General features: G+C 33.4%; 23 protein-coding genes and 2 pseudogenes. 10 read left to right on the forward strand and 15 right to left on the reverse strand.

Going from position 1 to position 17,351, the window contains the following annotated elements; genetic code table 11:
- The first annotated feature begins 104 nt into the window (after positions 1-104).
- The 5 genes and pseudogenes from ACN4EE_RS06245 to brnA all read left to right on the forward strand — a co-directional run bounded on the left by ACN4EE_RS06245 (position 105) and on the right by brnA (position 2,553).
- On the forward strand, positions 105-1,355 hold the full coding sequence (locus ACN4EE_RS06245; RefSeq protein WP_431705549.1) for an RNA-guided endonuclease InsQ/TnpB family protein: 1,251 nt from the start codon (positions 105-107) through the stop codon (positions 1,353-1,355).
- Positions 1,356-1,547: 192 nt separating this feature from the next.
- Positions 1,548-1,762, forward strand: a pseudogene (locus tag ACN4EE_RS06250) (type II toxin-antitoxin system HicB family antitoxin).
- A 44-nt stretch (positions 1,763-1,806) separates the two neighbouring features.
- Positions 1,807-2,031 carry a type II toxin-antitoxin system HicB family antitoxin gene (locus ACN4EE_RS06255; RefSeq protein ID WP_431705573.1) on the forward strand — a complete coding sequence of 75 codons (225 nt, stop codon included), beginning with the start codon at positions 1,807-1,809 and terminating at the stop codon, positions 2,029-2,031.
- Entirely contained in the window at positions 2,031-2,255 is a 225-nt protein-coding gene (locus tag ACN4EE_RS06260) for a type II toxin-antitoxin system HicA family toxin (RefSeq protein WP_431705550.1), read from the forward strand. Before ACN4EE_RS06255 ends, ACN4EE_RS06260 begins: the two co-directional genes overlap by 1 nt.
- A gap of 67 nt (positions 2,256-2,322) precedes the next feature.
- Positions 2,323-2,553 carry a type II toxin-antitoxin system BrnA family antitoxin gene (gene brnA, locus ACN4EE_RS06265; protein WP_017294716.1) on the forward strand — a complete coding sequence of 77 codons (231 nt, stop codon included), beginning with the start codon at positions 2,323-2,325 and terminating at the stop codon, positions 2,551-2,553.
- 111 nt (positions 2,554-2,664) lie between these two features.
- Here brnA and ACN4EE_RS06270 read toward each other — a convergent pair whose 3' ends face one another.
- The 3 genes from ACN4EE_RS06270 to ACN4EE_RS06280 all read right to left on the reverse strand — a co-directional run bounded on the left by ACN4EE_RS06270 (position 2,665) and on the right by ACN4EE_RS06280 (position 5,531).
- A complete protein-coding gene (locus ACN4EE_RS06270; RefSeq protein WP_431705551.1) occupies positions 2,665-2,940 on the reverse strand; it encodes a hypothetical protein in 276 nt (91 codons plus the stop codon).
- A 170-nt stretch (positions 2,941-3,110) separates the two neighbouring features.
- Positions 3,111-3,287 carry a zinc ribbon domain-containing protein gene (locus ACN4EE_RS06275; RefSeq protein ID WP_431705574.1) on the reverse strand — a complete coding sequence of 59 codons (177 nt, stop codon included), beginning with the start codon at positions 3,285-3,287 and terminating at the stop codon, positions 3,111-3,113.
- Positions 3,288-3,296: 9 nt separating this feature from the next.
- Positions 3,297-5,531 carry a heavy metal translocating P-type ATPase gene (locus ACN4EE_RS06280; RefSeq protein ID WP_431705553.1) on the reverse strand — a complete coding sequence of 745 codons (2,235 nt, stop codon included), beginning with the start codon at positions 5,529-5,531 and terminating at the stop codon, positions 3,297-3,299.
- A 23-nt stretch (positions 5,532-5,554) separates the two neighbouring features.
- On the opposite strand from ACN4EE_RS06280, the gene ACN4EE_RS06285 reads away from it, so the two are divergent.
- Together ACN4EE_RS06285 and ACN4EE_RS06290 are read left to right on the forward strand one after the other, a co-directional pair.
- Positions 5,555-5,848: a type II toxin-antitoxin system RelE/ParE family toxin gene (locus ACN4EE_RS06285; protein WP_431705554.1), complete on the forward strand. Its 294-nt coding sequence runs from the start codon at positions 5,555-5,557 to the stop codon at positions 5,846-5,848.
- 109 nt (positions 5,849-5,957) lie between these two features.
- Positions 5,958-6,263: a HigA family addiction module antitoxin gene (locus tag ACN4EE_RS06290; RefSeq protein WP_431705555.1), complete on the forward strand. Its 306-nt coding sequence runs from the start codon at positions 5,958-5,960 to the stop codon at positions 6,261-6,263.
- Between the two features lie 93 nt (positions 6,264-6,356).
- On the opposite strand, the gene ACN4EE_RS06295 is transcribed toward ACN4EE_RS06290, so the two are convergent.
- The 11 genes and pseudogenes from ACN4EE_RS06295 to ACN4EE_RS06345 all read right to left on the reverse strand — a co-directional run bounded on the left by ACN4EE_RS06295 (position 6,357) and on the right by ACN4EE_RS06345 (position 14,005).
- Positions 6,357-6,890, reverse strand: coding sequence for an HMA2 domain-containing protein (locus tag ACN4EE_RS06295; protein WP_431705556.1), 534 nt, complete (start codon positions 6,888-6,890; stop codon positions 6,357-6,359).
- 90 nt (positions 6,891-6,980) lie between these two features.
- Positions 6,981-7,262, reverse strand: a complete 282-nt coding sequence (locus ACN4EE_RS06300; protein ID WP_431705557.1) for a DUF5132 domain-containing protein — start codon at positions 7,260-7,262, stop codon at positions 6,981-6,983.
- A gap of 75 nt (positions 7,263-7,337) precedes the next feature.
- Entirely contained in the window at positions 7,338-7,568 is a 231-nt protein-coding gene (locus ACN4EE_RS06305) for a FeoA family protein (RefSeq protein ID WP_431705558.1), read from the reverse strand.
- Between the two features lie 318 nt (positions 7,569-7,886).
- Positions 7,887-8,180: pseudogene (locus ACN4EE_RS06310) on the reverse strand (type II toxin-antitoxin system VapC family toxin); the annotation flags it as partial.
- A 102-nt stretch (positions 8,181-8,282) separates the two neighbouring features.
- Positions 8,283-8,528 carry a hypothetical protein gene (locus tag ACN4EE_RS06315; protein ID WP_431705559.1) on the reverse strand — a complete coding sequence of 82 codons (246 nt, stop codon included), beginning with the start codon at positions 8,526-8,528 and terminating at the stop codon, positions 8,283-8,285.
- 343 nt (positions 8,529-8,871) lie between these two features.
- Positions 8,872-9,900: a chlorophyll a/b binding light-harvesting protein gene (locus tag ACN4EE_RS06320; protein WP_431705560.1), complete on the reverse strand. Its 1,029-nt coding sequence runs from the start codon at positions 9,898-9,900 to the stop codon at positions 8,872-8,874.
- A gap of 113 nt (positions 9,901-10,013) precedes the next feature.
- The gene (gene fldA / locus ACN4EE_RS06325; RefSeq protein WP_431705561.1) at positions 10,014-10,526 is read right to left on the reverse strand and encodes a flavodoxin FldA; all 513 of its coding nucleotides are present in this window, start codon (positions 10,524-10,526) and stop codon (positions 10,014-10,016) included.
- A gap of 270 nt (positions 10,527-10,796) precedes the next feature.
- Complete coding sequence (locus ACN4EE_RS06330) at positions 10,797-11,291, reverse strand: ferritin-like domain-containing protein (RefSeq protein ID WP_431705562.1); 495 nt, start codon at positions 11,289-11,291, stop codon at positions 10,797-10,799.
- A 42-nt stretch (positions 11,292-11,333) separates the two neighbouring features.
- On the reverse strand, positions 11,334-11,765 hold the full coding sequence (locus tag ACN4EE_RS06335; protein ID WP_431705563.1) for a helix-turn-helix domain-containing protein: 432 nt from the start codon (positions 11,763-11,765) through the stop codon (positions 11,334-11,336).
- 190 nt (positions 11,766-11,955) lie between these two features.
- Positions 11,956-13,419 (reverse strand): nucleoside recognition domain-containing protein, encoded by a 1,464-nt coding sequence (locus tag ACN4EE_RS06340; protein WP_431705564.1) that lies wholly within the window; start codon positions 13,417-13,419, stop codon positions 11,956-11,958.
- Positions 13,409-14,005 carry a FeoB small GTPase domain-containing protein gene (locus ACN4EE_RS06345; protein ID WP_431705565.1) on the reverse strand — a complete coding sequence of 199 codons (597 nt, stop codon included), beginning with the start codon at positions 14,003-14,005 and terminating at the stop codon, positions 13,409-13,411. The genes ACN4EE_RS06340 and ACN4EE_RS06345 overlap by 11 nt, the downstream gene beginning before the upstream one ends.
- 211 nt (positions 14,006-14,216) lie before the next feature.
- Between ACN4EE_RS06345 and ACN4EE_RS06350 the strand changes: the two genes are divergently transcribed.
- Complete coding sequence (locus ACN4EE_RS06350) at positions 14,217-14,438, forward strand: hypothetical protein (RefSeq protein ID WP_431705566.1); 222 nt, start codon at positions 14,217-14,219, stop codon at positions 14,436-14,438.
- 153 nt (positions 14,439-14,591) lie between these two features.
- Here ACN4EE_RS06350 and ACN4EE_RS06355 read toward each other — a convergent pair whose 3' ends face one another.
- A complete protein-coding gene (locus tag ACN4EE_RS06355; protein ID WP_431705567.1) occupies positions 14,592-15,299 on the reverse strand; it encodes a fatty acid desaturase in 708 nt (235 codons plus the stop codon).
- A 172-nt stretch (positions 15,300-15,471) separates the two neighbouring features.
- On the opposite strand from ACN4EE_RS06355, the gene ACN4EE_RS06360 reads away from it, so the two are divergent.
- Positions 15,472-16,431: an orange carotenoid-binding protein gene (locus tag ACN4EE_RS06360; RefSeq protein ID WP_431705568.1), complete on the forward strand. Its 960-nt coding sequence runs from the start codon at positions 15,472-15,474 to the stop codon at positions 16,429-16,431.
- A gap of 365 nt (positions 16,432-16,796) precedes the next feature.
- The gene (locus tag ACN4EE_RS06365; RefSeq protein WP_431705569.1) at positions 16,797-17,129 is read left to right on the forward strand and encodes a hypothetical protein; all 333 of its coding nucleotides are present in this window, start codon (positions 16,797-16,799) and stop codon (positions 17,127-17,129) included.
- The last annotated feature ends 222 nt before the right edge of the window (positions 17,130-17,351 follow it).

A 17,351-nucleotide genomic window follows, 5' to 3' on the forward strand; every position in this document is an offset into this window, starting at 1 on the left:
TAATGTCAAGTATTAGCGGAAAATCTGATAAAAAAAGAGAATTGTTCTTAATCTCCTTCATTTTATACTAACATTAAATTATCATTACTCCCCTTAATTGGATTATGCAGTTAGTCGAAAGACACATTATTACGAAAACTCACTCTTTTTGGTCATCACTAGATCAAGTGTGTTTTGCTTCTAAAAATCTGTATAATAAAGCTAACTATAATATCCGACAAAGTCTGATTTTTTGTGGAGAATTTTCGAGCTATAATCTCCTTGATAAAGTCTTAAAATCAACTCCTGAATATAGAGCATTACCGGCTAAAGTCGCTCAACAAACTCTGAGAAACTTAGAACAAAATTGGAGTTCTTTTTTTGCTGGTATAAAAGAGTATAAATCACATCCAGAAAAGTTTTTAGGAAAACCTAAATTACCTAAATATAAGGACAAAAATGGACGACATTTAGTGATTTATACCGCTCAAGCAGTGAGTAAAAAGACCTTAAAACAAGGTTTAATCAAATTATCAGGTTTAGATTTTTCTTTTCCTACTAAAATTCAGGGAGAAAAGTTACATCAAGTGAGAGTAATTCCCAAAAATAATTACTATATCATAGAGGTAATTTATGAAAAAGAGGAGGTAAAAGCAAAAGATAAAATAGAAAAAATAGCCGCTATAGATTTAGGCATAAACAATTTAATAGCGTTAACATCAAATCAGCAAGGATTCACCCCAATTCTGATTAACGGGCGTATATTAAAGAGCATAAATCAATTTTATAATCTCAAAAAAGCTAAATTACAAAAACAACTGCCATTGGGACAATATTGGTCAAATCGTCTAAGTTTGTTAACAAGAAAAAGAGAGGAAAAAATAAATGATTACTTTCATAAAGTAAGTAGTTATTTAGTAAATATGTTATTAGAGTCAGGAATAGATACTTTAGTAATAGGCAAAAATAAAAACTGGAAACAAGAGGTAAATTTAGGAAAAAGAAATAATCAAAATTTTACGAGTATTCCGCATAATAAATTGATAGAAAAAATAAAATATAAGTGTCAATTAGTGGGAATAAAAGTAATAGAAAGAGAGGAATCCTATACAAGTGTAGCCAGTTTTTTAGACTTAGATGAAATGCCGACTTATGGGGTTGTAAGAGAGGAAGAAAAAGTAAAATTTAGTGGCAGAAGAATAAACAGAGGTTTATATCGTAGTAGCAGTGGAAAACTGATCAATGCTGATGTAAATGCCAGTTATAATATATTGAGAAAAGCATTCCCTAAAGCATTTGTGGAAGGGATAGAGAGGTGTGTAGTTCACCCCCGGTTGGTAACACCAACGAAACAAAAGATGAAGGGGAGTACCTGAAATGGACTTCAAGTCAATGTGATATTTGACTATATTTTTTGGAACTATGATGAGAATAAAAGTAATATCAATAAAGAAAAACACGGCATTGATTTTGAAGAAGCCTAATTATTATGGTTAGATAATAATCGTAATAGTATTGGATAAACATTTAACAGAATACCTAGAAGATTTAAAGGAGGACAATTAATTATGAAATATAGGATCGTTATTCAATGGAGTGATGAAGATAATTGTTTTGTGGTTTTTTACCTGACTTTAGTAAGAATGTGATGCAACCTGTTACTCATGGCGAAACTTATGAAGAAGCCTTAAAAAATGGGCAAGAAGTTTTAGAGTTAATTATAGAAGAATATCAAGAAGATAGTAAAACTTTACCTCAACCTAAAACCTTTATTTTTGCTTAAATTTTATTAAGAAAGTATAAATTACTAAATATTTCCAAATTAGGATAATGAAAAAAAGAGAATTTTATGTAGTAATTGAAAGAGATGAAGATGGTTTTTATGTGGGAGAAGTGCCACAATTAAAAGCCTGTTATTCCCAAGGAGAAACCATTGATGAATTAATGGAAAACATGAAGGACGTTATCACTATGTGTTTAGAAGAATTAGAAGAAAATAACAATTTAGTGAGTCTTAATGAATTTGTAGGAGTACAAAAAATTAGAGTCTAATGCCCAAATTACCTAGTGTTACTGCCAATGAAATTATTAAAGCATTGAAAAAAATCGGTTTTGTTGAAATCAGACAAAAAGGAAGTCATCTCCGACTAAAACATCCAGATAACAGAATTGTTACTATACCTGTACATAGTGGTAAAATTATAGGAAAAGGGTTGTTAAAAAAAATTTTACGAGATTCTGAATTATCGATCGAACAATTAATAGAGTTGTTATAAGTTATTCTTTATCAAAGAATAAGAACTATATCAGTTAGACGATCGAGAAAACAAGAGGTGAATTTTTATGAAAGCTGAAGAATTAGATTTATTATTTGATGAAGGAAAGGAAGATATTTTAGAATATTTCGATTTATCAACAGCAAAACGTCCTGCTTTAGAAAAGACAAAAATTGACTTAGATTTACCCCAATGGATGATTATTGCCTTAGATAAAGAAGCAAAAAGATTAGGTATTGAGTCTCAATCTTTAATTAAAGTCTGGATTGCTCAACATTTAGATTCTGTTAAAATATAATGGTTGAATATCTATAAAAATTCAATTATTACAAGAATAAAATATAGAAAATAATATTGATTGTTCATATATTGTTTTTTTTACAAATATTTAAAGATTTTACTTTACTAATTATTCTAAAGATTGAAAAGCCTTTTTCATTGCTGTTTCTCCTCCCCACGCCCTTCTTACATTATTGGGATCAAGAATTCGACAATTACCAAATATAATATTTTGTTGTAAACGCCATCCCTTAACATTAGCTATATTTCTCCAAAAAACAGTTCCCCCCATTGTTGCAGTAGGAATATTGGGCATTGCTCCAATTTGCTCAACTAATCTACCAATACATTGGGGATCTTCTGCAATACGAGTCAATACTTTAATGGCTAAAACTGTTGTAATCATAGCTTGAATATATTAGAAAGTAAATAATCTAATTTAGATTGTAAAGTATTTAAGTAACAATTTATGAACCAAAAAAAGCATGATCTTAGTTTGTGTCAAAGTAAGTACTAAATATGGTACTATTTCAGATAGGTTTAAACCCAATATTTATTAGAAATTTATATAAAAATCTAACAAATATCGTGTGCTTCGGCACTATCTAGCCGACCTTTCCATGGGGAAAGGGTTTTAAAGGCAATGTTAATCGCCCCATTCCAATCTCGTAACACTTTATGGCTACAATGAGGGCATTTAAAGATTTTATTACTACCTAATTTTGAGACATTAAATTTTCTTTGCTTAGTAATTGTTAATTGTTAATTTTGTGTTTCCAGTTGATGTTGTACCAAGGGGCGTAAACTATTTAAACCAGCGACGATGGCAGTGCCATTATGAATTATAGTAGCCAGTAAGGGGTTTAAACCGATGGTAGAAGCAAAACCTAAGCCGATGAGATTAGGGGCGACAACTAACATGGTATTCTGTTCAATGAGATTTTGAGTTTGTTTAGCGATCGAAATTGCTTCTAAAATACTACTAAGATCATTATTCATTAAGACGACATCCGCCGTTTCCCGTGCTATATCTGAACCATCAGCGAAAGAAATAGAAACATCAGCGTAGGCTAAGGCAACAGAATCATTTAAACCATCCCCCACAAAAGCCACCGTTTTACCGCCTCTACTCAAGTTTCTGATAATTTTCGCCTTATCTTCTGGAAAAGCGTCAGCATGAACTTGATTTGTGGGTATATTGAGGGTTTTTGCCACCTGATGCGCTCTTGTTTGATTATCTCCCGTGAGTAAGTGTACTTCTAAACCGTAAAGATTTTGCAACTCATACAACAAACTAGCACTTTCAGGGCGTAAAGGATCGGTATATTCGAGATAACCCATTAATTCACAATCACAGGCAACATAAACAAAAGATAAACCCTCAATAACGTCTGATTTAGCTTCATTTTCAGGAATATTAGCAAAATTTACTCCCTGAGAGCGTAAAAACTTTTCACTCCCCACAGTTACCATTAAACCGTCAATTTCTGCCGTCATGCCCGAACCTACGCTATAATCCCAACTATTACGGGGTAAAATGTCAATTTTCTCTTGTTTACCATAATTAACGATAGCTTCCGCTACGGGGTGGGTTATTCGTTGTTCGGCTGACACCGCTAACTGTAATAATCTATCAGGGGTAATATTTTCATTGACGGTGGTAACTCCTACCACTTTGATATTTCCTTCTGTAAGAGTGCCAGTTTTATCGAAAACGATAGTATCAATTTCTCCTAATAATTCCATCGTGCGCCCACTTCTGACTAAAATACCGTGACGGGTAGTGTGATTTAACGCACCTAAAAAAGCCGTTGGCATAGAAACACGGATACCAGTAACGAAATCAAGGGTTAAAATGGAGGCTGTACGAGTCGGGTCTTTGGTGGTAGCGAAAACAATACCTGCTAAAATCATGGAGGGGATAATTAACTTATCAGCAAGTTGTGCCGCATAGTTCGCCATTCTGGTATCATGGACAGGTGCTTTTTCTAATAACTCAATACTAGCCGCCGCCCTTGTTTGAGTGCCTATCCTTTCTGATTGTATCTTTATTTTACCCGATCGAAGTAAAGTAGAGGCATAGACATAAGTACCGATTTGGGCAACAATGGGCATGGATTCCCCTGTGAGTTGTTGTTGGTCAACGGTAGCCTCTCCAGATGTTACTATACCATCAACGGGGATGCGTTCCCCCGGATAGACGATGACGGTTTCCCCTGTTATTACCTCATCACTTTTAATCTGTATAACTTCCCCTTCCCTTTCTACCCATGCAAAACGCCCGATGGTATCCAATAGATTAGCGGTTTTTTGTTCCGTCGATCGAGCGGTATATTCTCTAATCAAATCCCCTAACTCATGAAGGGTAATCACAAGGGAGGGAGTTAATAACTTGCCCTGTAAACCACTCAACACCAACGCCATTAAATCAAGACAGTCAATATTGAGTTTACGATGGACAAAGATGCTTTCCATTGCCCTAGTAGTAACGGGCAAACTAGCCGTAATTAAGGCACTTCTAGCTAAAAAAGTGATTAAACTGGAGGGAAAACCATTGGCAACTATAGCTAAACCTGTGGAGATTAAAGGTAAAGTTAAACTTGACCAAGAGGCTCGATCGTCTTCCTTACTTGGGCTATTATCATTACTGTTATACTCATCAATATCATTATTTTTGCTAGGATTAACAAGGGAAGTTTCAAATTTTGACAAAATTATCCCATTGTGATCCAGATTATACCCTAAAAAGAGATCATTTAAAAACAAATCAAGAGATATTTCTTCTCGATAATGAATAACGATACAAGACGCAGACACATTAAAACGATAACTCTTAACTCTCTCCATCACTCCTAAACGTTTTTCCCAATCATCTTGTAAAGCCTTTGTTAAAAGGGGAGTGCGAAGGCGGATTCTTCCCTTAACAGCATGAAGAAGAGAATATTCAGCGTCTTGAAGGGAAATCGAATTAAGGGTTGTATAGTCAGTTAATAGCATGGAAACCGTGATAATATGTTATTATGATTAAATCTTTTAAAAATCTTGCAACAGAAGATATTTTTAATGGGAAAAATAGTAAATTAGCCCGAAAAATTTGTCCTCAAAATCTTTGGCAAATAGCAAGAAGAAAATTAGAACAATTAGACTCTATTATTTCTTTAAATGAATTAAAAATACCTCTGGGTAATCAACTAGAATCATTAAAAGGCGATCGAAATGGACAATATAGTATTAGAATTAATCAACAATACCGCATCTGTTTTATTTGGCAAAATAATCATATTTGGGAAGTAGAAATAATTGATTATCATTAACAATTAATTAAATACTTCTTTCTCTTGCTTAGACAACACCGATAATATGTGATTAACTCCTTTGCGTCTTTGCGAGATAAACTCATAATCAAACTAGCTTAGAATCAACATGATTAACATTCCCACTCATAGACAACCAACCCATCCCGGAGAAATGCTACTGAAAGAGTTTTTAGAGCCTATGGGTATAACACAAAAAGAATTAGCGGATAAAATTCATGTGCCTTATCAAAGAGTCAATGAAATAATAAACCATCGTCGAGGAATTACGCCTAGTACAGCTTTACGCCTAGCCAAATTTTTTGGGATGTCACCAGACTTTTGGCTTAATCTTCAGTTACGGTGGGATTTATACCATATCCAAGCTAAAGAAAAAGAAATACTTGCCGAAATAAAAGAACATATCGCCTGTTAAAATATCTTTTATCTTGTTACCTCTCACCTTTCAAGGGGAGGATAAAGAGGAGTAGCCTACCTTCATCAAAAGATTTTTTTTCTACAACTCCTACTAACTATTTTCTCCCTTTGCCATCTCAATAATATTCATTAATTTAAAGCCTAAATCCAAATCCGAGAGGCTTCCCGCATCGTAGTTAATAACAACAGAAGCCGTTGTTTGATTAACCCTCACACTGATAACGTTATCATCGTTGTTGAGTAGTCTTTCCAATCGTTTCGCAAATAAAGCATCCTCTTTTACTTGGAGAATCCTTAATCTTACTCTACCATTAACGGAATGGACGATCGACATTTCCTCCTCTTTTTTAGCCGTTGAGGATGACTGAGATTTTTCCTGTTTTGCTTCCAAAGACGAGGTTTTTTTCAACTCTCGAAATAATTGGCGAAATACCGTTGCGACTCCTAAATTGACTAATAAGGCATTTGCACCACGCAACTGAAACCTACTGGTTACGAATAAACCAAACATCACAGGAATAATCATTTCAACTTCTTCATGTTCTTTCAAAAAAGTAGCAATTTGCTCTTTATTTACTGATTCTGAATTAGTTAAATTTTCTGCACTTAAAGTTGCACTATCCATGATTTTATTTTCTCCCTATCATTAGCTATATTTTAAAAATTTAACCATAATCTATATTTAAAAAACTTAGTAAATTATGGAGAGTCAATATTAATCAGAAGGAGTACTTGAAACAGTAATCGTATCCTGTTTTTTTTCTGCTTCTGCTAAAACTTCGGCTTTGGCTTCTGCTACCAAGTCGCCAATTTGTTCGCTAGTTTCGGCGATGGTTTCTTTAGTTTTTTGATATAAAATTACCCCCGTTTTAATAGTAGCTTTTGCCACTGGTTTGACCAGAGATGCTATAGTAGGAGCGAGAATAATAGCACCAACACCGATAGCAATAGTTTTAATGGGATCATCTTGATACATATTTCTGATTTTGTCTAACATTGGCTTTTACTCCATAATTAATTAATAGTTAATAGATGATATTTATTGATAGTCAATCACAAAAAATAGTTTAATTTATGGTTGACTAACATAGATAATTTGAGCCGTTTCTTTATCTAATGCCGCCCGACTTTTGCCCACTTGCACAACATAAGAAGGAAAGCGACTTTCTAATAAAATATCTACTCCTTGAATAACGCCCATCGCCATCAAATGACGAATCATTCCTTCGTCTTGGGTTTCAATTTTAGCTACTATAGCTTTACTGCCCACTTTTAAATCTGGTAAAGGAAAAGAATCGGACATGAAAAACCCCTATTTTGTAAATTAAATGGTTAATTACTCCTAAATAAACAATGACAATTTTTAATTATCTTCTCTTTATTTTAGCAATATTTTTATATTAGATCAATTCTTATTTTCTAGACTATTAAATATTTTTTGCACTAAAAAAATGTCACTTTACTTAATTTGAAAAAATGACTTTACAGATTCTTTTAGCAAGAAAAAATTTAAAGATGTCATTTTCAAGGTTACTGCATCTGGTGAAAAGTTATTTATGAAATGACTTTAAATAATGTGACAAAATCTATAATCAATATTATTATGATATTTTAGATACATTCACTCTTTTAACCAGTTTTCTAGCTGTAAATTAGGAATGTTAATAAAATGCTTTGTATTATCGGTGACGAGAATATCTTGTCTTACTCTTGCCATTGCTCCTAATAAAGCATCCATAACACCAGTGGGTTTTCCTATTTTTCTCAACTCTCCTTGTATTTTTCCAAACTCGAAGGCATCTTCGTTGTTAAATTCTACTATTGGTAGTTTATTCGCAAATTGGTTGACGATATTTAGATTATAGGGAATTTTAGTTGAACAATATACACCTTTATATAATTCTGCTAAGATTAAAGAACTTAAATAAGAGTCTTGATATTTTTATTTGAAATGATTGATAGTAATAGGATTATTTTTGATAATAGCAATACAAATATTGGTGTCAATTAGGTATATTTATAAATTAACCTCCCTTCCTAAATCTTTATGTCTTTGTTGATCTATTTCTTTGAATACTTCTGTTATATTTTCATCCTCAGTCCAAGCACCAATTACTTCTTGAAAGTCATCCCAAGTAATTGATGATTTTGAATTTTGTAATTGATAATCACTTATAGAAATAACTATTTCTTCACCGTCTGCTAAGTTTAATTTTTCTGTTATTTTTAAACTATAGCCTTCTTTAATTGCTTTTAATTTCATTGTTTTTACCTCATTAAATTTTGGTTTTAACTGAATAACTAAATGTCAACTTTTTATCGTTTATTTTCTAATTGTTTACTTAAATTGTCAATTATAATTGTTTAAGTTTACACAACAATTATTTTACCTTATTTCTCACTCTTTCCAATGAATAACTATGTTTTAGAATATTAGATGAGAAAAAAAGAGGTAACTTCAACCATTGACATCGATCGAAATTACCTCTTATCATTGAAAGAGAATCATTAATAAATTAGCTATGGACTATTCCCAAATTTGTCCTTAGTGTAGTAGTTAAATATCGAGAAGAGGGGTTAATATATTCCCAGTATATTAATCCTTTCTATACCTCGATCGAATCTAAAGCCTTCTCCACACGGCGAAAATCGAACCCTAAAGCGCGTAAAGCGTGCCATAAATGTCCTTGTAAGAAGAAGAAAGCAAGGAAGAAATGAGCATTAGCCAACCAAGCGCGGGCGGTATGTTGCCCTAAAGGTAAATCAATGGTATCTGCAAAATAAGGAGTGATGCCCAATTTCACTTCTAAAGCAGGACCATAAAATTCCACCGGATAGGCTAAAGTATTAACAGCACAGAAATAAGCCGCCACAAATCCAGCTAAAGCAATCCCCCCCAAAGAATAGGATAAAATCGCCTCTCCAGAAAACATAAGTACCTTTCTTGCCCATTTTAAAGGAGGTACAACAATATGCCAGATGCCCCCTGCTATCAACATGATACCGACAAAAATATGTCCGCCTACCAAATCTTCTAAGCTATTGATACTAGCAAAGTGAGTTTGATAGCCATAAATAGTAGCAAAATCGAGAGTAGGATTTTCCACAACACGCACCGCTTGAATAGTGCTATCGTATAAACCGCCCCAATACATGGCTTTAGCCACTAATAATAAAGCACCCATACCCAAAAAGAGGAGGTGATGCCCTAAAATTAAGCCCAACTTAGCAGGGTTATCCCATTCAAAATGGAACATTTTAGCCTGTCCTTGAGCTTCTTTCAAGTCTTCAGGAGCTTTGAAGGTATGATATAACGCCCCAGCACCTAAAAAAGCAGAGGAGATTAAATGAATCGCACCCACCACAAAATAAGGATAAGTATCGACAATTTGCCCTCCTTCACCGACACCCCAACCTAATGTCGCTAAATGGGGTAACAGGATTAAACCTTGCTCACCCATTGGTAAAGAGGGGTTAAAACGAGAGATTTCAAAGAGGGTGAAACCACCAGCCCAAAAGGTTGTGAGGGCGGCTTGTCCAACATGAGCGGCGACAAATAAGCCACTTTTGTTGGCAAATCGGGCGTTTCCTGCCCACCAATCGTATTTTACTTCTGTGTTATCGTAAGTCTGCATATTATCTTGTTTTCTTGTACTAGACTTATTGCTATTTATTTTTAATAAGTCTATAAATAATTTATCTTAGTTGCTATTATTTTGCAATAATTTTGTATAAAGTTTTGTTAACTTTAGAGACCAAATTCATTTTTAATTTGAGCAACCCAAGATTTGATACGACTTTCGGTTAAGTCTGATTGGTTATCTTCATCGATGGCTAAACCGACAAATTTACCATTATGCACTGCTTTTGATTCGTTGAAATCATAACCATCAGTGTTGGTGTAACCAACGGTTTTACCACCCAAAGAGGATATTTTTTCTTCTAAAATGCCCATAGCATCCTGAAAGTTATCGGCATAACTAACTTGATCTCCAGCCCCAAAATAGGCGATTTTCTTGCCTGAGAAGTCAATTTCGTCTAAATCATCGTATAATCCTTCCCAATCGCTCTGTAAATCGCCAATATTCCACGTTGGGCAACCGATAATTAAGTAATCGTATTCTTGCAAGTCTTCTACTTGGGCATCCGCTACATCGTTTAAATCCGCTACGGCATCCCCTCCTAATTCTTGATGAATTGTTTGGGCGATCGATTCTGTATTACCCGTTTGAGTACCAAAAAATAAGCCAATTTTTGCCATATTCCTCCTTAATGTTAATGATAGGTTTATATTAGATCACTAATCACTTATTAATAATCTATAGCAATAAACTATTGACTAGGTTAACCTACTTGATTATTTTTAGCAATAGTTAAGGAAAAAAAGTTCGATCGAGATAAAGGCTACTTTTTATTTAGGATATAAACTTATTAATACAAAGCCTCAAAACCTCGATTTTTGTAACTTATTCACTTTTCCCAAATCCGCTCTTCCCTACCCTCATCAAAAGACTTTTTCAGCAAACCCTACTTATGAAAAATGACGACATTTACCTCGATTTCGATGACGGCAACCTCTTTGATTTCCTCTGCCAAAATTGGATGAAATTTCTTCTGAATAATGAGCATTTTTTTGAGCACCTCTCATAAAGGCTGGTAAATGACTTTGTTGTGATGCCCGTTGTAGGTTTAAAAATACTCTTTGCACATCAGAATATTCTCTCGTTAAATTTAATAATCGATCGTACATTTCGCCATTTTCAATTTCAGCTTTGACACCTTCTTCACAGGCTTCTTGTAAAGATTTGGGAGCAGAAATTTTGCCACCCCAAGTATTAATAGGAATCGGTATTTGATACTTTCTAAATAATCTAATTAAGGCTTGAATATGTCTTTTTTCTGACTCAATAATATTGCTAAAAGGACGCACATAACCAAACTTTTCCATCACCACTTGATAGGTTTCACAGGCTTTATACTCATCTTGTATCGCTTCATTTAAAGCAATTTCTAAATTTTTTAACATAGGTATTTTTAAAATAAATAGATTTTTTAATAAATAGTAATTTTATTTGGTAAGAATATATTTAAGTTTTCTTTTAACTAAATAATAAACCACATCATAACTAACCCCTAATTCAAATTCTTGATTTAACCAAATTTGAATCTCTTTATAACTTTGAAAATCATTATTATTATCAAGTTTATCTCGCAATTTATCGATAATTTGAGGGGGAATAAAAGGCTTTCTTCCTCCCCCTTTTTTCTCTTGTAATAATCCTTCGATTCCCTCTTGTTGATAAGACTTTAACCAATATTGAATCGTAACTCGATGCTTACCGATTATTGATGCTATTTCCGTGATAGTTTTTACCTGTTGACTTTTGAGAAGATACAATACTTGAATTTTCTGAAAATTGTCCGATGTTTTCTGCTCACTTAACAGGGTTTTTAATAATTCGATCGACTCTATAATTTTAACTTGGGAAACTCCTGCCATGAGACTATCTGTAAAAACGATTTAACAAAAACTCTTTAACTTTCCACAAAGTTGTTTTAATACCTCCTTCTAACTGCAAAAAATTAACAATTAATTTGTTACAAAACTTAATAATAAGTTGGTAATGAAGGGGTAAAATAGGCATCTTGTCTGTAAGAAGCAATAAAACCCCTAAAAGAGTAATAACAAACTAAATGGAAAGGTTAAGAATATTTAAGCCTTGATTGACTAAAAAACCGACAAAAAATGCAAAGGGAAAGATAAAAGATACCATGACTAAAGTGGTTTTCCAACCTCTCTCTTTTAACATCACTTGAAATTGAGCAATACAGGGCAAAAAGAGAGTTAAAACGATGGCACAAATGACTAATTGATTTCCTGTTAAACCTGCATTTTCTTGAATATCAAATAAACCAGCTGCCCCATAATCACGACGGAAAAAGCCATATAAAAAGATGGGAGAAACCTCTTGAGGTAAACCTAATAAATGAGTAATCGGATTTATCCAAGTAATAATTAAATCAAATAATCCTGTTAATTTACCAAGCCAAATTAAGATAGATGCGTAGATAAATAAAGGGATAATTTCCCAAAAATACCACTTCATTCTAATCCATGTTTTAGTGATAATATTTTCAATTTTAGGTAATCTTAATGGCGGTACTTCCATATAAAAATTAGCTACTTTACCCGGTAATAAACGAGAAGTTAAAAACCCCGCTAAGAGAAAAATTGTTAAGACTACCACCGCCCATAAAAATAAGGCTACTGGTTTTTGTGCTAGTAACCCCAAAATAACTCCCCATTGTGCGGCACAAGGAATGGCTAATGCTAGTAAAAAAGTAGCAATAATGCGCTCTCTTTTTGTCTCTAAAGTGCGAGTTACTACCGTTGCCATGGTATCACATCCTAATCCCAAAACAATGGGAATAACTGCCCTTCCTGATAAGCCCATGGTTTTAAAAACTCTGTCTAACATCAGGGATAATCTTGGTAAATATCCCGTGTCTTCTAATAAAGAAAACATTAAAAAATAAGTGGCAACAATAGGCAAAATAATTGCCGTGGCATAACGAATGCCTAAAGTGATAATTCCATAGTCATTAGCAAATAAATCTTGAATGACTGTCCAAGGAAATATTGAGGCAACTATATCATTAACAAAAGGATTAATATTTTCTTCAAAAAAACCCTCAATTAAGTCCACTAATGTACCCGCACCAAAGTTGCCGACAAACTGATAAATTCCATAGTATAAAATCACAGCTAAAATAGGAAAACCCGTGAGGGGATTAATCATTAATTGATGTAATTTTTCACCTATTCCTGCTTTATAATTTCCGCTTTCTTGGAAAACTTGTTGCTCAATTTCTAAGGCTTTTTGTTGTCTAGTAAAGGCTATAACTTCTGTAATGGATTTTCCTAGTTTAATTTGCACATCATAAATAATAGCCTCTAAGGGTGATAAGCTGGGAATATATTGCTGTAAATTAGATAAGATAGCTTGATCTCTTTGAATAACTAATAAGGCTAAACTGCGTCGAGAAATTAAAGAGTTTTGTTCTAAAAAAAAGTTTGCCTCTGTAACTAAAAATTCTTCTATTTTTTCTAAGGCATCTTCGATAATATGAGGATAGGTAATTTTAGTGGACATAGTTAACAATTCTCCGTTTTAATTGATCAATTCCGTAACCAGTAGAGGCAGACATTTTTATCACAGGAATACCTAATTTATCTTCTAAAGATAAGGGATCAATTTTGATATTTAATCTCTCAGCTTCGTCAATCATATTAATTCCTAATAAAAGGGGTAAACCTGCTTCGATTAATTGAAATGTTAGGGTTAACATTCGGGCTAAATTTTTTGCTTCTACTACATGAATTGCTAAAGATAAAGAGTCTCTTAATAGTAAATCTCTGGCTACTTTTTCTTCTTCGGTAATGGGTAATAATGAGTACATTCCGGGGGTATCAATGACGGAAAAATTGTTATCCTCGATTTGACATTTTCCTTTAGAAATTTCTACCGTTGTGCCAGGATAATTAGAAACAGTGACATAGATTCCTGTTAAGGCATGAAATAAGACGCTTTTACCGACATTCGGCATCCCGACTAAGGCGATTTCGGCGGTAGCTTCTTGTTCGATCGAACGGCTGAAAGGCTTATTAAATAATGATTTCAACCAATTATTCCCTGAACCAGAGTGACAGCTAGTGTTAGTGCATTTGTGGCATTCCATAGTTTTCTCCTGAGATTTGCTTTTCAGTTTAAAGCAAATTTTTCTCAATTATTTTCAATAATTATATTCTAATGCAGTGATGAAAGATTTTTCAAGGTTATTGCAACTATTTTTTATTAATTTTTGCTGAGTTTGTTAAAGTTTCTTGTTTTATTGCTAATTTTATGCAATAATTGATGAAGATAAATTTATTAATTTAAAAGGTATTGTTATGGCTTTAGTACATTGGGATAAGTCGGTTTTAACATTACATCTTAAGGAAATGATGGAAGATCATCAAAAGGGCGATCGAACTGCCCTTCTGGGATTGGGGGCGATCGTCATGGGTACGGTATTTATTCCTGCTACAGTAAAATTAGGGAAACCGTTATTGAAAAGTATTATTAAAAATAGTTTGTCTCTTTCTTCTAGTATCAAAAAAAATCATTCTTAATTAAATCATCATTATAAATAATAGTTCTTAAAGAAAGAAGCAAATTTATTAAGACAAATTATCATTAAAATTTGGGCTTTGTTACAAGATGACAAGAATCAAGGGGTTAACACTGTTAAACCCCTACAAACAAAGGCAAAAAGCAAATTAACTTTAACTACACTTGCGAGGAGAAGAATTAAAAGGTAATTGCCACCAAGGGATGAAGGGATAGCGATGATGTTCTTGATGATAACTGAAATGATAACAAGTTATTAAAGATAATAATATCGGTAAATGAAGACTCTCGATCGAACTTAAACTATGATAATTTTCTCCATGAAAACGATGGGGTAAAAAAGTACCAAAAAAGAATAATTGTAACGAACTTAATATTAAAGGTAAAGCCCAAAATATGAGCAAATTTAACCAAGAAATCTGTAAAAAATAAACAATTATTAAAACCGAAAAAGAGAGACAACACAAATGCCAAAAACTGACATACTTTGTCATAAATTTTCCGTACCAAAGGAAAAAATTAGAGTTATGATGATGAAAGTCAGGATCGAGATTTGTACCAGTAAAACGATGATGTAAGTAATGCTTCTCCCTCAAAACATCATAGGATAACCCTGCATATAATAGTAATGCTAAACGGGCGATCGAATCATTGAGAAAGCCATTAGGGGAATAAAGAATACCGTGCATACCATCATGGGCGATGATAAATAAGCCAGTATTGAAAAAAGTTTGTAATAATATCAAAAAAATAATTGCTAAAAAATAGAGGGTAGTAAAATCCCCCATTAAACCAAAGGAAATTGTTACCCCCCAACAAATAATAATCAGTAAAGCAATCATCAGACTAAGGTAACTACTCATACATATTGCTTATATTGGATATAACAAAAGGGCTAAAATAAAGATAAATTCTAGCTTAACACGATTTTTCTTTTTGTCGTTGTCGCAAAATCCACACCTCAAACTTAAACTTTTCTTTACAATTTAACGTTAGAATGTTAACAGAAATTTACAAAATAACGAGGTAACAATTATGCCTTTTACCATTGACACAGCGCGGACAATTTTTCCTCAAACCTTAGCGGCGGATGTTGTACCAGCTACTATCGCAAGATTTTCTCAATTAAGTGCGGAAGATCAATTAGCCTTAATTTGGTTTGCTTATTTAGAAATGGGTAAAACAATTACGATCGCAGCCCCCGGTGCCGCTAGTATGGTATTAGCAGAATCCACCCTCAACGAAATCAAAACCATGACACCGCAACAGCAGTCACAGGTGATGTGCGATTTAGCTAACCGTGCCGACACCCCCATTTGTCGTACTTATGCAGTTTGGTCTGTTAATATTAAACTCGGTTTTTGGTATCAATTAGGTAAATTCATGGAAGAAGGAATAGTAGCGCCTATTCCCGCAGGTTATCAACTTTCAGCCAATGCCAATTCAGTCTTAGAAGCCATTAAAAAATTAGAATCTGGGCAACAAATCACCGTACTTCGTAACGCAGTGGTGGACATGGGTTATGATGTGAATAAATTAGGCAAAGTCACTACCATTTCCGAGCCTGTAGCACCACCTAAAGAAATTTCTCAACGTACCAAAGTTACTATTCAAGGTGTGACAAATAAAACCGTCCTCGACTACATGGACAATTTAAACGCTAATGACTTCGATACTCTTATCGAGTTATTCCTTCCCGATGGTGCATTACAACCCCCTTTCAAACGTCCCATCGTTGGTAAAGAGAATATCCTTCGTTTCTTTAAAGAAGAATGTCAAAACCTCAAATTAATTCCCCAACAAGGTATTTTTGAACCCGCCGATGACGGTTATACTCAAATTAAGGTGACTGGTAAAGTACAAACTCCTTGGTTTGGTGGTAATGTTGGTATGGATATTGCTTGGCGCTTCCTTCTCAACCCTGAAAATAAAATCTTTTTCGTCGCCATTGACTTATTAGCATCTCCTAAAGAGTTATTAAATCTTATCCGTTAATAACATTATCAAAAATACAGGTAAGTAGATAGGCAAAATTAATTGTATGTTTATTTTGTGAAAGGCAAAAGGCAAGAGGCAACAAAGATTATGGGTTATTTCCATTAATTTTAAAATATACAATCTATTTTGTACTTAAGATACCTGTTTCACGGAAAATAATAATATTTCTCAACCCTTTTCTATCAGGAGAGGGTTTTTTCTTTTTAAATAAATCACTCAATAATTACTTAACATTAATTGTTTTTTGTTAACTTACAATTTACAACCTATAACCTAACACTTTTTCTTTGCATTTTACTAAAAGATATTGATATGATATAGAAATCTTTAAATTTTCTTATATATCCCATTAATAATAAATTATGTCCACAACTATTACTACCGCAGGATGGAATCATACTGAAATAGAAATTAGCCATAGTGTTTTACAAAAAGCCTATCAGCGAGAAACAGAAACTTTAATGGCACAAGTCAGAAGTCAGATTAATAATATGACTGATATGCAACAATTATGGCAAGTCCATGATCTTTTGAGTGCCAAGCGCTATGATCTTGATGGTAAATATGATAACAGAGAACCTATGTTGGTGTTTACTTTTGCCCAACTTTTAAAAGAAGGTTGGATTAGTTTAGAAGAATTAAATGGTTTAGATTCTGCTAAATTAGCGAAAATTTCTTCTTTATCGAAAATGTAATTAAGGTTTGCTGAAAAAGCAGGGCAAACGCACACATTTCTTTACATTAAAAAGAAGAAGAGCGAATGTGTGGGAAAAACAAAATTAGTTAGGGTTTGCTGAATAAATCAGAAGATTATTAAAATCAACGGGTTGAACATACTACATCAACTGAAAAGTGTTCAATTTTCACAATTTTTACTGAAAAACTGAGCATTTTTTACTAAATTTTATTTAAAACAA

Source organism: Geminocystis sp. CENA526, from assembly GCF_050753365.1.
Taxonomy (GTDB): Bacteria; Cyanobacteriota; Cyanobacteriia; order Cyanobacteriales; family Cyanobacteriaceae; genus Geminocystis.

Excerpts from the sequence above, each read along its gene's own strand:
- ACN4EE_RS06365 (WP_431705569.1), top strand. The coding sequence starts at position 16,797 with ATGTCCACAACTATTACTACCGCAGGATGGAATCATACTGAAATAGAA.
- ACN4EE_RS06280 (WP_431705553.1), bottom strand. The coding sequence starts at position 5,531 with ATGCTATTAACTGACTATACAACCCTTAATTCGATTTCCCTTCAAGAC.
- ACN4EE_RS06305 (WP_431705558.1), bottom strand. The coding sequence starts at position 7,568 with ATGTCCGATTCTTTTCCTTTACCAGATTTAAAAGTGGGCAGTAAAGCT.
- ACN4EE_RS06315 (WP_431705559.1), bottom strand. The coding sequence starts at position 8,528 with ATGAAATTAAAAGCAATTAAAGAAGGCTATAGTTTAAAAATAACAGAA.
- ACN4EE_RS06350 (WP_431705566.1), top strand. The coding sequence starts at position 14,217 with ATGGCTTTAGTACATTGGGATAAGTCGGTTTTAACATTACATCTTAAG.
- ACN4EE_RS06290 (WP_431705555.1), top strand. The coding sequence starts at position 5,958 with ATGATTAACATTCCCACTCATAGACAACCAACCCATCCCGGAGAAATG.
- ACN4EE_RS06260 (WP_431705550.1), top strand. The coding sequence starts at position 2,031 with ATGCCCAAATTACCTAGTGTTACTGCCAATGAAATTATTAAAGCATTG.
- brnA (WP_017294716.1), top strand. The coding sequence starts at position 2,323 with ATGAAAGCTGAAGAATTAGATTTATTATTTGATGAAGGAAAGGAAGAT.
- ACN4EE_RS06335 (WP_431705563.1), bottom strand. The coding sequence starts at position 11,765 with ATGGCAGGAGTTTCCCAAGTTAAAATTATAGAGTCGATCGAATTATTA.
- ACN4EE_RS06345 (WP_431705565.1), bottom strand. The coding sequence starts at position 14,005 with ATGGAATGCCACAAATGCACTAACACTAGCTGTCACTCTGGTTCAGGG.
- ACN4EE_RS06360 (WP_431705568.1), top strand. The coding sequence starts at position 15,472 with ATGCCTTTTACCATTGACACAGCGCGGACAATTTTTCCTCAAACCTTA.
- ACN4EE_RS06245 (WP_431705549.1), top strand. The coding sequence starts at position 105 with ATGCAGTTAGTCGAAAGACACATTATTACGAAAACTCACTCTTTTTGG.
- ACN4EE_RS06355 (WP_431705567.1), bottom strand. The coding sequence starts at position 15,299 with ATGAGTAGTTACCTTAGTCTGATGATTGCTTTACTGATTATTATTTGT.
- ACN4EE_RS06295 (WP_431705556.1), bottom strand. The coding sequence starts at position 6,890 with ATGGATAGTGCAACTTTAAGTGCAGAAAATTTAACTAATTCAGAATCA.
- ACN4EE_RS06270 (WP_431705551.1), bottom strand. The coding sequence starts at position 2,940 with ATGATTACAACAGTTTTAGCCATTAAAGTATTGACTCGTATTGCAGAA.
- ACN4EE_RS06340 (WP_431705564.1), bottom strand. The coding sequence starts at position 13,419 with ATGTCCACTAAAATTACCTATCCTCATATTATCGAAGATGCCTTAGAA.
- ACN4EE_RS06285 (WP_431705554.1), top strand. The coding sequence starts at position 5,555 with ATGATTAAATCTTTTAAAAATCTTGCAACAGAAGATATTTTTAATGGG.
- ACN4EE_RS06330 (WP_431705562.1), bottom strand. The coding sequence starts at position 11,291 with ATGTTAAAAAATTTAGAAATTGCTTTAAATGAAGCGATACAAGATGAG.
- ACN4EE_RS06300 (WP_431705557.1), bottom strand. The coding sequence starts at position 7,262 with ATGTTAGACAAAATCAGAAATATGTATCAAGATGATCCCATTAAAACT.
- ACN4EE_RS06320 (WP_431705560.1), bottom strand. The coding sequence starts at position 9,900 with ATGCAGACTTACGATAACACAGAAGTAAAATACGATTGGTGGGCAGGA.
- fldA (WP_431705561.1), bottom strand. The coding sequence starts at position 10,526 with ATGGCAAAAATTGGCTTATTTTTTGGTACTCAAACGGGTAATACAGAA.